Raw genomic sequence first — 13,630 nt, 5'->3', positions numbered from 1 at the left:
GCGCTATACTTAACCGATTGATCGACATGCCATGCTGGTAAAATATTAAAATCCTCCCCCATAAATCTGAACCACATGACAGGATTGATAGTCAGGCAGTATTTCACATTCATTGCTAAAAAATAAAAATAAGCATGCATCTTCTCGAAGATTAATTACCTTCCATCTTGTAAAAAAGAATCAAATCCTCTAATAATATCTCGATTCCCGCTTTTTTTAATACATCTTTCCGCTCGGCATATATTTTCCTCAACATATCTTCAAACCCCTTGCCAAGATGAATTTGTTTATGGCAGTTGCAACATAGTGATATGATATTCTCTTCCACATCCAGTGAATTCTCAAAATAGTCTTGCTTTGACATCGGGACAATGTGATGAGGTTCTGTGTAATTTAGAGGAGAGTTTCGCCTTCTGAACGTTGGATGGTCGCAATTAATTTCACATTTATAATCAGCTTTGTTAAGCGCATTTTTTGAAAAAGATTTACTTCTTGGGTATGAGAGTCCATTTTTGACTTCTATTGCAGCTTTCTTAGGTTTCGCTTTTTCGCTATACTCAAATGTCTGAGTAACGTCAAAGTGATTACTTTCTTCTAGAGCAGTGATCAAATCATTATCTGAGTAAAAATCAATGCTTGAGCTTTCGTTCGTACTAAAAAAATCTAGTTCTTTTATTGCCTGAACAAGTTCTTCACGGATAGTCCATAAATTTCGCTTTGGGTTTCCTTTAATTTCTCTACTTTTCATGACTGTAATGAATTTTGTCCCGGAAGCAATCTTTCCGACTCCTTTAACCTCGAATCGGCCAAGCTGCTTCTGAACTCTTCCACCCAACCCATTGATTACACCATTAGCACTCATACTGTGCAGGTCGTACTTCTTGCCGATATCGAAACATGTACAGGAATGGTCTGGCTCAATGAACCATTTTTTTAACGCTGCAATACTTTTGTCATCAAAAACTTTTTTATCCCTTAATAAAATCTTCCATTCTTCAACGCTAATATCTATATCACAGACGTATTCACCATCAATTACTTCACATATTTTTTCAATCATGTCCATAACTCTCTTGTAACACAGGCTTTGTAATAATGTAAAATCCGTTACACGGCGTTGTATCTAATGTCATTGTCTCTTGGACTCCTACAGTCCAAAACAACTTTGTGTTTTGTTGTCCAAAAACTTTTTGTTGCCGTGAGTTCTCACTGAGATAAATCTCGCCTTGAGCGTATCACATCAGCAGACTTCCTCTCAACCTTATGGACTTAACCCGGTCATTCTTCACGACAAAGAAAGTACGGCATTTTACATGACGAAGAGACGGTCTCAGCTTCACATGACCGGATAACGTTTTTAATGTACTTCATTATTACGGCACGGGTGTTCAACGAGTATTTTTAAATATTAATCATTTTGTTTAACGGGTGGATACCTACAAATTTTAACATTTACTAGGCTTTGTTGAATAAATCAGATTTCGGGTAAGTCTCCCCCGTAGCGGGTTGTGTTTTCAGGCAATACGCACGCTTTCAGGCATACCTGCTTTCGTCATTTTGTTCAGCGCTCGTACCAGGGCCATAGCCTCCGCAACCTGACCATCGTAGTCACGCAGCGTCAGTGAACCCCCGAACAGCTGTTTTACCCGGTACATCGCCGTTTCCGCTATCGAGCGACGGTTGTAATCTGTTGTCCATTTCCACCGCGCATTACTCCCGGTCATTCGCTGATTAGCCACTACACGGTTACGGTCTGCATATTCACCGGGTCAGTAACCTGCACCTTTTCGGGGAGGGATAAGCGCGCTGATTTTCTTACGCCGCAGTTCATCGTGACAGAGCCGGGTGTCGTAAGCGCCGTCTGCCGCTGCTGCCCTGATTTTTCTGTGAGTCTGCCGGATAAGACCCGGGAAGGCTTCTGAGTCCGTCACATTGTTCAGCGACAGGTCTGCACAGATGATTTCATGTGTGTTGCTGTCAACTGCCAGATGCAACTTTCGCCATATACGACGGCGTTCCTGGCCATGCTTTTTGACTTTCCACTCGCCTTCACCGAAGACCTTCAGCCCGGTGGAATCAATTACCAGGTGTGCGATTTCACCCCGGGTGGGCGTTTTGAAACTGACATTAACCGACTTTGCCCGCCTGCTGACACAGCTGTAATCCGGGCAGCGTAGCGGAACGTTCATCAGAGAAAAAATGGAATCAATAAAGCCCTGCGCAGCGCGCAGGGTCAGCCTGAATACGCGTTTAATGACCAGCACAGTCGTGATGGCAAGGTCAGAATAGCGCTGAGGTCTGCCTCGTGAAGAAGGTGTTGCTGACTCATACCAGGCCTGAATAGCTTCATCATCCAGCCAGAAAGTTATGGAGCCACGGTTGATGAGGGCTTTATTGTAGGTGGGCCAGTTGGTGATTTTGAACTTTTGCTTTGCCACGGAACGGTCTGCGTTGTCGGGAAGATGCGTGATCTGATCCTTCAACTCAGCAAAAGTTCGATTTATTCAACAAAGCCCATTTACTAATCAAGATAGCAGTTATACGTACTTTCCCGGCAAAAATCCTGAGGTTTACAGATTCCCTCACCGTAACAGACCCGGTCATTCCCCTGGTCCTCCGGAGAGTCTGGTACGAGTGATAAACGTGAATTCCTGTACCTGAAGTTCAGCCGCTGGCAGATAAGTCGTGAACTATAATTACACTCAGTCAGATCCAAACACCTTTTCATCTGCATATATACTTTGTACATACTAGGAGATTACATGCAGGCACCCGGTATACCGGAGAATGAAGAACAGAGGCTGAAGTCCCTGTATATTACCGGCCTTCTTGATACCCGTGACGATGAGCGTTTTGAACGCCTGACGCGGCTGGCCCGCAAAGCCTTTCAGGTCCCGGTGGCCCTGATAAGCCTGCTGGATCGCGAGCGCCAGTGGCTCCTCGCCTGCCAGGGCGTCGGCGTGCGCGAAACTCCACGTGATATTTCGTTCTGCGGGCACGCCATTCTGCAGGAAGGGCCTTTTATCATTCACGATGCGGCTGCCGATGCGCGATTTCACGATAATCCCCTGGTTACCGGTGAGCCACACATCCGGTTCTACGCCGGCCAGCCGGTGAGCCTGCCGGACGGCACGGTGGCCGGCACGCTGTGCCTGATCCACACCGTTCCCCGCGCCTTCACGGATGAGGACATTGCGTCCCTCCGGGACCTGGCCTGTATCGTGGAGGACGAATTCGAGGCCATCAGCATGGCCATGACGGACAGCCTGACGGGCATTCCCAACCGGCGCGGGTTTTACCGCGCCGGCGAAAAACTCTTCCGCGCAATGAACCGGCAGGATGCGTCGTTCAGCCTCATCTATTTCGATCTGGACAGGTTCAAACCGGTTAACGATCTCTGGGGACACGCGGAAGGTGACGAGGTGCTGAAGATCTTTGCCGGCTTTTTACATCAGCACCTTGAACCGGGTGAAATAGCAGGCCGCCTCGGCGGGGATGAGTTTGCCGCCCTGATCCGGCGAAACGGTAACACTCAGTCTTATCTGCACGCGCTGAGTGCCAGTCTCGATCATTACAATGACACCTCGGGCAAGCCCTACAACATCAATTATTCCTTTGGCGAACTGATCAATAACGCAGACCATTATACGACACTGGCGGAGATGATCGGTAAATGTGACGAAGTGATGTACCTGAAGAAAAAAAGAAAGACCCTGTCGCGGAAAACAGAACCGTGACGTTCTCCTTCCCGGCTGATCCCCTGACCCGGGGTTCAGCCGGACGGCATGAACAATATATTTAACCGCAGGACGCATAAAGTCATTTATATTTGCTCATGGTGCAATAGTCCACTCATCGCAACAATTACTCGTTTTTTGTGTCCATGCTGCAATAATTCCTCTTCTCCACTTCTGAGATCCGAAAAAAGGTAAAGTCGGATCTCTGTAACACACATGTATTTTCCCCGGAAAGTAACGGACGTATACCAGCGTGACAGCGTCATCTGACACTTTCACACATTCGATTTTCCGAATGTATGGTTGTTTTTTTTGTCTCCGGGCGTATGCTTTACGCAACCGAACAGGAGGAATAATGACCCTTACAGCCCTTAAGCTTTTCAAAAACCTGTCCGATGAAACCCGTCTGGGTATTGTCCTGCTGCTCAGGGAGATGGGAGAACTGTGCGTCTGCGATTTCTGCACGGCGTTGGATGAGTCCCAGCCCAAGATTTCCCGTCATCTGGCAATGCTCCGGGAAAGCGGTCTATTGCTGGATCGCAAGCAGGGGAAATGGGTTCATTATCGCTTATCCCCGCATATTCCTTCCTGGGCTGCTCAGGTGATTGAGCAGGCCTGGTTAAGCCAACAGGACGACGTACAGGCCATCGCCCGTAAGCTGGCATCGGCAAACTGCTCTGGTAGCGGTAAGGCTGTTTGCATCTAAAAAAAATTTGCCTGAACATATGTGTTTTTTCGAATGTATGAGGTATTCAGAATGAAGACGTTAACGGTGTTTGACCCGGCAATGTGCTGCAGTACCGGTGTATGTGGTTCAGATGTCGATCAGGTTCTGGTTGATTTTTCTGCTGATGTGCAGTGGCTGAAAGAACGTGGTGTACAGGTTGAACGTTACAACCTGGCGCAGCAGCCCATGAGCTTTGTTCACAATGAGAAAGCGAAATCCTTCCTCGACGCATCCGGCGCAGAAGGGCTTCCGCTGCTGTTGCTGGACGGCGAAACGGTGATGGCTGGGCGATACCCAAAACGCGCTGAGCTGGCTCGCTGGTTCGGTATTCCGCTGGAGAAGGTAGGGTTAGCTCCCACCAGTTGCTGTGGTGGTAATACTTCCTGTTGCTGAATATGTCAGGAGGACATATGAAATTCTTACAGAATATCCCGCCTTACCTGTTTTTTACTGGCAAGGGAGGTGTAGGAAAAACTTCCATTTCCTGCGCGACGGCTATCCGCCTTGCCGAACAGGGTAAGCGGGTTTTGCTGGTCAGTACCGACCCGGCCTCCAATGTTGGTCAGGTATTCGATCAGGCTATCGGTAACACGATTCGCCCTGTGACAGCAGTTCCTGCACTTTCCGCACTGGAGATTGACCCGCAGGAAGCCGCCCGGCAATATCGGGCCAGAATCGTTGATCCTATCAAAGGTCTTTTGCCTGATGACGTTGTTAACAGTATCAGCGAGCAGCTTTCAGGAGCCTGTACGACTGAGATTGCTGCGTTCGATGAATTCACGGGCTTACTAACAGACGCTTCCCTGCTGACCCGCTTTGATCACATCATTTTTGATACAGCGCCGACGGGCCACACGATTCGTCTGCTCCAGCTTCCCGGTGCCTGGAGTAGCTTCATTGAAAGTAATCCAGATGGTGCTTCCTGTCTTGGCCCAATGGCCGGGCTGGAAAAGCAGCGTGAGCAGTATGCTCATGCGGTAGAGGCTTTGTCCGATCCTGAACGTACCCGCCTGGTTCTGGTTGCACGACTGCAAAATTCTACACTGCAGGAAGTCGCCCGCACTCATGAGGAACTGGCTGAGATTGGCCTGAAAAATCAATATCTGGTGATTAATGGTGTGCTGCCTGAAGCCGAAGCTGAACATGACGCCCTGGCCGCGGCGATATGGCAACGTGAGCAGGAGGCACTGGCAAATCTTCCTGCCGGTTTATCTGAGCTACCGACAGATACCCTGTTACTCCAGCCAGTCAATATGGTTGGTGTTTCAGCATTGAAGGGACTGCTGGATACCCGTTCTGAGGCATTACCGCTCCCGGTAACGAATATCCTGTACACGCCTGAAAACTTATCTCTCTCTGGCCTGGTCGATGATATCGCTCGCAGTGAACACGGCCTGATTATGCTGATGGGCAAAGGTGGTGTAGGGAAAACCACGATGGCTGCTGCCATCGCCGTCAGGCTGGCAGACATGGGATTTGACGTGCATCTCACGACCTCTGATCCTGCTGCGCACCTGAGTACAACGCTGAACGGCAGCCTCAAAAACCTGCAGGTCAGCCGCATCAACCCTCACGATGAAACCGAACGCTATCGCCAGCATGTTCTTGAGACGAAGGGAAGAGATCTGGACGAAGCAGGGAAACGGTTACTGGAAGAGGATTTACGCTCTCCCTGTACAGAAGAAATTGCCGTGTTTCAGGCCTTCTCCCGTGTAATTCGTGAAGCGGGTAAGCGCTTTGTTGTCATGGATACCGCCCCTACCGGACACACGCTGCTGTTGCTGGATGCGACCGGGGCTTACCACCGAGAGATTGCCAAAAAAATGGGGAGTAAAGGTCATTTTACTACCCCCATGATGCAGCTTCAGGACCCGGATAGAACCAAAGTTCTGCTGGTTACGCTTCCTGAAACCACACCGGTCCTGGAAGCGGCAAACCTGCAGGCTGACCTTGAAAGAGCGGGGATTCATCCGTGGGGCTGGATTATCAATAACAGCCTTTCCATTGCGGATACGCGTTCTCCGTTGCTTTGTCAGCGTGCTCATCAGGAATTGCCTCAGATTGAGGCTGTTAAGGATCAGCATGCTGACCGTATAGCGCTTGTTCCGGTGCTGGCGTCAGAGCCCGCCGGTATTGAAAAGCTCAGAGAGTTGATGAGCTAATTTTTTGACATATACAGGGCGACAAAGTCGCCCTGTCAGGAGGTTTTATGTTACTGGCCGGCGCTATTTTTGTCCTGACCATTGTTTTGGTTATCTGGCAACCAAAGGGATTAGGGATCGGCTGGAGTGCAATGCTGGGCGCGGGACTGGCTCTGATATCTGGCGTTGTGCATGTGGGCGATATTCCGGTGGTGTGGAATATCGTCTGGAACGCGACGGCGACCTTTATTGCCGTAATTATTATCAGCCTGCTGCTTGATGAGTCCGGCTTTTTCGAATGGGCGGCATTGCATGTTTCGCGCTGGGGTAACGGTCGTGGCCGTTTGCTCTTTACGTATATCGTTCTGCTTGGTGCAGCGGTGGCGGCACTGTTTGCCAACGATGGTGCGGCACTTATTCTGACGCCGATAGTCATCGCCATGCTGCTGGCATTAGGGTTCAGCAAAGGCACGACACTGGCATTCGTCATGGCTGCAGGGTTTATTGCCGATACATCCAGCCTGCCGCTTATCGTGTCCAACCTGGTTAACATCGTTTCTGCAGACTTCTTTGGACTGGGCTTCACCGAGTATGCGTCGGTAATGGTGCCGGTGGATATTGCAGCCATTGTTGCCACGCTGGTTATGCTGCATCTGTTCTTCCGCAAGGATATCCCACCGACTTACGACCTGTCTCTTCTGAAAGCACCGGCAAAAGCGATTAAAGATCTGGCAACCTTCAGAACCGGCTGGATAGTTTTAATACTTCTGCTGGTTGGGTTCTTTGTCCTTGAGCCGCTCGGTATTCCCGTTAGCGCGATTGCGGCTGTTGGCGCTGTGATCCTGTTTGCAGTAGCTAAACGAGGCCATGCCATTAACACTGGCAAAGTGCTGCGCGGCGCGCCATGGCAGATCGTCATCTTCTCATTGGGGATGTACCTGGTGGTCTACGGTCTGCGCAACGCCGGGCTAACCGAATACCTTTCAGGTGTGCTGAATGTACTGGCGGATAAAGGACTCTGGGCTGCGACGCTGGGTACTGGCTTCCTGACGGCCTTCCTGTCTTCCATCATGAACAACATGCCTACCGTGCTGGTTGGCGCTCTTTCTATCGATGGAAGCACCGCAACAGGCGTTATCAAAGAAGCGATGATCTACGCCAACGTGATTGGCTGCGATCTGGGACCTAAAATTACACCTATTGGTAGCCTGGCAACGCTGCTCTGGCTGCATGTCCTTACACAGAAGAATATGACCATCACCTGGGGATACTATTTCCGCACCGGGATCGTTATGACTCTGCCTGTGCTGTTTGTAACGCTGGCAGCGCTGGCGCTACGTCTCTCTTTCACTTTGTAATGAGATACTGATATGAGCAACATCACCATTTATCACAATCCGGCCTGCGGCACGTCGCGTAATACGCTGGAGATGATCCGCAACAGTGGTAATGAACCGACCGTTATTCATTACCTTGAAAATCCACCGTCACGCGATGAGCTGGTCAAACTCATTGCAGATATGGGCATTTCAGTCCGGGCTTTGCTGCGCAAAAACGTCGAGCCTTATGAAGAGCTGGGGCTTGCGGAAGATAAGTTTACTGACGATCAGTTAATCGATTTTATGCTTCAGCATCCGATCCTGATTAACCGTCCGATTGTGGTGACACCGTTGGGAACGCGTCTGTGCCGCCCTTCCGAAGTGGTACTGGATATTCTTCCGGATGCGCAAAAAGGCGCATTTGCTAAGGAAGACGGCGAGAAAGTAGTAGATGAGGCAGGGAAACGGCTGAAATAACCGAAAGGGGGCGATGCCCCCTTTCTCCTGCCTCAGCGTCCGGGTACCGGACTGTCCGGCAGCGTACAGCTCCCTTTTCCCAGCTGACACTGCAGCAACACCGTGTCCAGCCAGCGGCCATGCTTGAAACCGATGTCCTTCAGCGTGCCGATTTCAGTAAATCCGGAGCGAAGATGCAGCGCTACAGACGCGACGTTCGCACAGTCCCCCACAACCGCTATCATCTGGCGGTATCCCTGAGACCGGGCCCATGTTAAGGCATGATCGAGTAAGGCTTTTCCGCCCCCCTGCAGGGCGATATACCAGGGAAATCCACGTGACTGAACGTTTTTCACCCGGGCAAGCATTTCCTGCGTGTTCGGGGGGGCCGTCTCGAAGCTGCCTGTGCCGTGCAGGACATGATGGGCGTAAATACGGCGTATGGCGGGAATGTGCTGCTCTTCAGCATTGATAATGTGCATTGTATGACTCCTGTGACGTTGACTGACACACTACCGGAATTCGCGACGGCAGATTAAGCGCTTCATCTTATGACCTGTATAAGGAAATGTTTTAAGTGGAGGTGGGGCGTCGCCCCACCTGTCAGCCCGCCATTTCAGCCAGCAGGTCCACGCCTACCGGGTCGTCCTTCAGCAGTGGCGTCAGGGCAATGCGCTGTGCATAATGCCCGGCAACGTCGTCGATCAGCGGCAGTTCGCGACGGGCACGGGTGACCAGGAACGGGGAGGACGGCTTCGCGGCCGCGAGGCTGTTATTGATGACCCACGCCCAGGGGTCAATCCCGGCCCGGCGTAAGTCCTGCTGCAGCCCGGCCGCTTCCAGTACCGGCGTGGTTTCGGCAAGCGTCACGATAATGACTCTGGTCTTCTCCGGATCCTGCAGCTGCATCATTGGCGTTATCACGTGATCGTGAGCATGCCCCATCTGGCGCACCATTTCCCGGTGATAGGCCCCGGTTGCATCCAGCAACAGCAGCGTATGCCCGGTGGGCGCAGTGTCCATAATGACAAAATGGTCGTTGGCCTCTTTGATGATCCGGGAGAATGCCTGAAACACGGCAATCTCTTCGGTGCAGGGGGAACGGAGATCTTCCTCCAGTACCGCCAGTCCCTCCGCATCCAGCCCTTTTCCCTGATTTTCCAGCACAAAGCGACGATAGCGCTCAGTCTCTGCCTTTGGATCGATACGGCTAACCTGAAGGCCTGGCAGCGAGCCATCCAGGGTGTAAGACAGGTTGGCTGCCGGATCGGAGGTGGTCAGGTGGACTTTATGACCGCGTCTGGCCAGCGAGACCGCGACCGCAGCCGCCACCGTGGTTTTTCCCACGCCCCCTTTTCCCATTGTCATGACCAGCCCTTTTCCCGCCCGGCTGAGGTCCTCCACCAGGGAGGCAAGCTCCGGTAAATCGACCGTCGTGAGCGTGGCTCCCGGATCCGGCAGAACAGGTGTGCTCTCTGTAAACAGCGCCCTCAGGGCGTCCAGACCAACCAGATTAAAAGGCTTCAGATACAGCATCGACCGGGGAAGATGCGCGAGGTTTTCAGGCATGGCCCGTAAGGCCCGTTCCTCCCGCGCCAGAATACTGTGCGCCAGCGGATCCCGTTCACCGGCAAAGGGAGGCAGCACGCCATTGATGGCAAGGTGCTGATGCTGCAGACCGATAGCCGACAGCTCCTCGTGGGTATGGGAGACCTCTTTCAGGGTCGACGCCTGGGCGCGGGCAACCAGAACCAGTCGCGTGAGTGCCGTATCAGAGAGGGCTTTCACTGCGTCAGCGTACTGGTCCTGTTGTTTCTCCAGCCCTACCAGAGGGCCGAGGTTCGCCGCAGCATCAGGATGTGCATCGAGATACCCGCTCCAGGCGCCCGGCAGCTCAAGCATACGGATGGTGTGTCCGGTTGGTGCAGTATCAAAGACGATATGATCATATTTTTCGCGCAGTTCATGACTGGTCAGCAGTGCGGTAAATTCATCAAATGCCGCGATCTCCGTGGTACATGAACCGGAAAGCTGTTCTTCAATGCTGCTGATGACATCGGCAGGCATCAGTTCACGAACAGGATCGAGCACGCGATCGCGGTAAGCCTGCGCGGCCGCCATCGGGTCAACTTCCATTGCCGCAAGGTTTTCCACGGTGCGGATACCAGTGATCCGGTGGCCCACAGTCTGGCTGAAGACCTGACCGACATTGGAGGCCGGATCGGTACTGACCAGAAGCGTTCTCCGGCCCTGGTCAGCCAGCCATACCGCCGTCGCGCAGGCCAGAGAGGTTTTCCCCACGCCGCCTTTGCCGGTGAAGAAGATAAACGGGGGGATATTCTGTAAAAATGGCATCGTCATTGTTGAGCTCCTCCGGGATTAAGGCATACGGGGAATGCTGCAGCAGCGCGGCTGCGTGCTGTCTTCATTCCAGTCCTGCGTGAGGGAAATACCGGCCCAGCGGGCGATATCTTCCCGGGACGGGAGCTTGCCCGCCATCACCAGCTGGCCGTCAAGCAGGGTAGCGGGAAGGGACTCCATTCCTGACGTGTTCAGGAAGGCCCTGATGACGGGCGTATTCAGGAACTGCTGCGGGTTCTTTGCCAGGCTGTAAAGCTGAATATTCACACCATGCTTTTTCGCCCATTCGGCGCTGGAGTTCCATTTGACGGCTTCATCGCTGACCACGACGCTGCTGGTCGCACAGCAGCCTGCGGCTTCAAAGATCTCAATTTTTGACATGGACTGTTTACCTCAGTGTTGAATGATGGGGCTTTACACTGAGGTAAACGAGTGAGGCGGGAAAAAGATGCGCGGTTAATCCATTTTTTTATGGCAGCAGACGGAAGACGCATCATCCGCTTCCACCTGGCAGAGTTCCGTCATCGTCTCCTTCAGATGTTTCCGGGCGCGAAGCAGGCGCGACTTAAACGCCGTCAGCGTGATCCCCAGCTCGTCGGCCAGGCGCTGCTGGGGACGCCGGTTCAGATCGGCCTCTTCTATCAGCCATCTTTCCTCGTCAGGTAAGGCCTGCAGGGTTTCAGGCAGGCAAATCTCCAGCGTTGAAACCGCATCATGGAAGGCGTCAGGCAGCGGGATCTCGTCTTCCAGCACCACGACGTCTCTGGCGGCACGGTACTCATCCGTCAGCAGATTCCTCGCCGTCCGGTACAGCCAGGCCCGCGGGTTCTCCATTTCACAGAAGCGGTCTGCACAGGCCCGGGCGCGCAGGAAGACTTCCTGAAGCAGATCGGCTGCCTGCTCCCGATCGCCTGTCCTTGATGCCAGAAAACGGGAGAGCTCTGCTTCATGCTGTTGCCAGAACACGCTCATGCAGTTGTTGAATGCCGTTACATCACTCATACCAGCCCTCAGATTTTGCTCTGATTCACCCGCCGGGAAAGTGCTTCTGCCGACTCTTTACGTTCACTGTAGCGATCGACGAGATACGCTGCATACTCCCGGGTCAGCAGGGTAAACTTCATCAGCTCTTCCATTACATCCACAATACGGTCGTAGTACGGGGATGGTTTCATCCGTCCGTCTTCATCAAACTCCTGCCAGGCTTTCGCTACCGAGGATTGATTAGGTATAGTGATCATTCGCATCCAGCGGCCAAGAATACGCATCTGGTTTACCGCATTGAAAGACTGGGAGCCTCCGCAGACCTGCATGACGGCCAGGGTTTTTCCCTGAGAAGGGCGTACTGCGCTCTCTGATAGTGGTATCCAGTCAATCTGGGCTTTCATAATGCCGGTCATCGCACCATGACGTTCAGGAGAGCACCATACCATCCCTTCAGACCAGCGCACCATTTCGCGAAGTTCCATAACCCTGGGGTGCGTATCCGCTGCATCATCCGGCAGAGGGAGACCGGAAGGATTAAAGATGCGGACATCCGCACCCATGGCGGTAAGAAGCCGGGCAGCCTCTTCGGTGGCCAGACGGCTGTAGGACCGCTCTCGAACGGAACCGTACAACATCAGGATCCGGGGAGGATGGTCAACTGTCTTTACACCCAGGCGGACCCCGGTGAGACCTGTATCAAACAGCTCAGGAACAACATTTTTCAGTTCAGCAATCATTTTGTCTCCGGTGGTGACATAAAACCAGGCGGGGCATATTCGTCTGCACAGCACTCTTCTGTCAGAAAGGCAATCAATGCAGCAAGGTTGTCATAACAGGCGTGGCAGAACAGTGTTCTCCCCTGCCTTTCCTGGCGAACCAGTGAGACGGATATCAGTGATGAAAGATGATGACTCAGGGTCGAGGCCGGAATGGCGAGATGTTGCTGCAGTTCCCCCACGGGCAGTCCCTGACGTCCGGCCTTAACGAGTGTTTTGTAAATATCGAGACGAGTGGTGTGGCCAAGTTCTTTCAGCACCATCGCGGCGATTTTCAGCTCCATCCCATTCCTCGTAATTTTACTTCTATATTTCCAGAATAATAGAAATATATAGTGAGCGCAACCACGTCCATAATATGACTCCATCTCCGGGGCCTTACACTTACGCGGCATGGAGAAAACATGATCGGTGTTTATACCTCTCAGAAATGAGGTACGTCACAATATATATGGAAAAATGCATATGAATCCGTCACAGTAGAAACCGATTCCCGCTAAAAATGAAATGACCTTCATCCTTTGCTGACGGGCGCATTATGTCCCGCCGCCGGGAAGCCCAGGCAGGCTCGTTTTCTGACTGCCTATGAATACAGCAAACATACGGTACAGAGAAATGGCAGAGATCATCATTAGAAAAATGCACGAAGAGGACTGGTGTGCAGTCAGGGAAATTTATCAGGAAGGAATTGCAACAAGGAACGCCACCTTTCAGACCGCAGCACCTGAGTGGCTGGAATGGAATGAAGGGCATCTTCAGGACTGCCGCTACGTCGCCACTGTTGATAACAGAGTGGTGGGATGGGCTGCGCTATCTCCTTTTTCCCGCCGGCATGCATACCGCGGTGTCGCAGAGCTGAGCATTTATGTCAGTACTCATTTTCAGGGAAAAGGCGCAGGCAGGGCTTTGCTCTCCGGGCTGATAAAGGGCTCGGAAGGTGCGGGTTTCTGGACGCTACTTGCTGGCATCTTTCCGGAAAACCAGGCCAGTGTTGCTTTACATCGCAGCCAGGGATTCAGGGAAGTCGGCTGCCGGGAAAAAGTGGGTGAAATGAACGGAAAATGGAGAGATGTTCTCATTCTGGAAAGGCGTAGCCGGACAGTGGGTTGCTGAAAAAAAGAATGCC

The 13,630-nt window shown here is 52.2% G+C and carries 14 protein-coding genes and 1 pseudogene; 7 read left to right on the top strand and 8 right to left on the bottom strand.

What is annotated here, in order from left to right:
* Positions 1-151: 151 nt before the first annotated feature.
* Together WC7_RS23725 and WC7_RS0124245 are read right to left on the bottom strand one after the other, a co-directional pair.
* The gene (locus tag WC7_RS23725) at positions 152-1,060 is read right to left on the bottom strand and encodes an HNH endonuclease (protein WP_016151358.1); all 909 of its coding nucleotides are present in this window, start codon (positions 1,058-1,060) and stop codon (positions 152-154) included.
* Positions 1,061-1,514: 454 nt separating this feature from the next.
* Positions 1,515-2,483 (bottom strand): annotated as a pseudogene (locus tag WC7_RS0124245) (IS5-like element IS903B family transposase).
* 279 nt (positions 2,484-2,762) lie between these two features.
* Here WC7_RS0124245 and WC7_RS23730 point away from each other — a divergent pair.
* The 6 genes from WC7_RS23730 to arsC all read left to right on the top strand — a co-directional run bounded on the left by WC7_RS23730 (position 2,763) and on the right by arsC (position 8,401).
* Positions 2,763-3,737 carry a GGDEF domain-containing protein gene (locus WC7_RS23730; RefSeq protein WP_004213565.1) on the top strand — a complete coding sequence of 325 codons (975 nt, stop codon included), beginning with the start codon at positions 2,763-2,765 and terminating at the stop codon, positions 3,735-3,737.
* Positions 3,738-4,092: 355 nt separating this feature from the next.
* The gene (gene arsR / locus WC7_RS23735; RefSeq protein ID WP_004206664.1) at positions 4,093-4,443 is read left to right on the top strand and encodes an As(III)-sensing metalloregulatory transcriptional repressor ArsR; all 351 of its coding nucleotides are present in this window, start codon (positions 4,093-4,095) and stop codon (positions 4,441-4,443) included.
* A gap of 51 nt (positions 4,444-4,494) precedes the next feature.
* Entirely contained in the window at positions 4,495-4,857 is a 363-nt protein-coding gene (arsD, locus tag WC7_RS23740; RefSeq protein ID WP_004206665.1) for an arsenite efflux transporter metallochaperone ArsD, read from the top strand.
* A gap of 17 nt (positions 4,858-4,874) precedes the next feature.
* Entirely contained in the window at positions 4,875-6,626 is a 1,752-nt protein-coding gene (arsA, locus tag WC7_RS23745) for an arsenite efflux transporter ATPase subunit ArsA (RefSeq protein ID WP_016151356.1), read from the top strand.
* A 47-nt stretch (positions 6,627-6,673) separates the two neighbouring features.
* Positions 6,674-7,963 carry an arsenite efflux transporter membrane subunit ArsB gene (gene arsB, locus WC7_RS23750; RefSeq protein WP_016151355.1) on the top strand — a complete coding sequence of 430 codons (1,290 nt, stop codon included), beginning with the start codon at positions 6,674-6,676 and terminating at the stop codon, positions 7,961-7,963.
* A gap of 12 nt (positions 7,964-7,975) precedes the next feature.
* Positions 7,976-8,401: a glutaredoxin-dependent arsenate reductase gene (arsC, locus tag WC7_RS23755; RefSeq protein ID WP_007779002.1), complete on the top strand. Its 426-nt coding sequence runs from the start codon at positions 7,976-7,978 to the stop codon at positions 8,399-8,401.
* A 32-nt stretch (positions 8,402-8,433) separates the two neighbouring features.
* Here the strand turns inward: arsC and WC7_RS23760 are convergent, their stop codons facing one another.
* From WC7_RS23760 to WC7_RS23785, 6 genes are all read right to left on the bottom strand, one after another.
* Complete coding sequence (locus WC7_RS23760) at positions 8,434-8,862, bottom strand: GNAT family N-acetyltransferase (protein WP_004206671.1); 429 nt, start codon at positions 8,860-8,862, stop codon at positions 8,434-8,436.
* 121 nt (positions 8,863-8,983) lie between these two features.
* Positions 8,984-10,741 (bottom strand): arsenical pump-driving ATPase, encoded by a 1,758-nt coding sequence (gene arsA, locus WC7_RS23765; RefSeq protein WP_016151354.1) that lies wholly within the window; start codon positions 10,739-10,741, stop codon positions 8,984-8,986.
* A gap of 18 nt (positions 10,742-10,759) precedes the next feature.
* On the bottom strand, positions 10,760-11,122 hold the full coding sequence (locus tag WC7_RS23770) for an arsenic metallochaperone ArsD family protein (protein WP_016151353.1): 363 nt from the start codon (positions 11,120-11,122) through the stop codon (positions 10,760-10,762).
* A gap of 75 nt (positions 11,123-11,197) precedes the next feature.
* Positions 11,198-11,743 carry a sigma-70 family RNA polymerase sigma factor gene (locus WC7_RS23775; RefSeq protein ID WP_016151352.1) on the bottom strand — a complete coding sequence of 182 codons (546 nt, stop codon included), beginning with the start codon at positions 11,741-11,743 and terminating at the stop codon, positions 11,198-11,200.
* Positions 11,744-11,751: 8 nt separating this feature from the next.
* Positions 11,752-12,465, bottom strand: a complete 714-nt coding sequence (gene arsH / locus WC7_RS23780; protein WP_016151351.1) for an arsenical resistance protein ArsH — start codon at positions 12,463-12,465, stop codon at positions 11,752-11,754.
* On the bottom strand, positions 12,462-12,788 hold the full coding sequence (locus tag WC7_RS23785) for an ArsR/SmtB family transcription factor (protein WP_016151350.1): 327 nt from the start codon (positions 12,786-12,788) through the stop codon (positions 12,462-12,464). Before WC7_RS23785 ends, arsH begins: the two co-directional genes overlap by 4 nt.
* A gap of 331 nt (positions 12,789-13,119) precedes the next feature.
* Between WC7_RS23785 and WC7_RS23790 the strand changes: the two genes are divergently transcribed.
* Positions 13,120-13,617: a GNAT family N-acetyltransferase gene (locus tag WC7_RS23790; protein ID WP_007871777.1), complete on the top strand. Its 498-nt coding sequence runs from the start codon at positions 13,120-13,122 to the stop codon at positions 13,615-13,617.
* Positions 13,618-13,630: the final 13 nt, after the last annotated feature.

It is taken from the genome of Citrobacter sp. KTE151 (assembly GCF_000398845.1).
Classification (GTDB): Bacteria; Pseudomonadota; Gammaproteobacteria; order Enterobacterales; family Enterobacteriaceae; genus Citrobacter; species Citrobacter braakii.
Note: the sequence above shows the minus strand (reverse complement) of the source record. Positions and strands in the feature narration are given on the sequence as shown.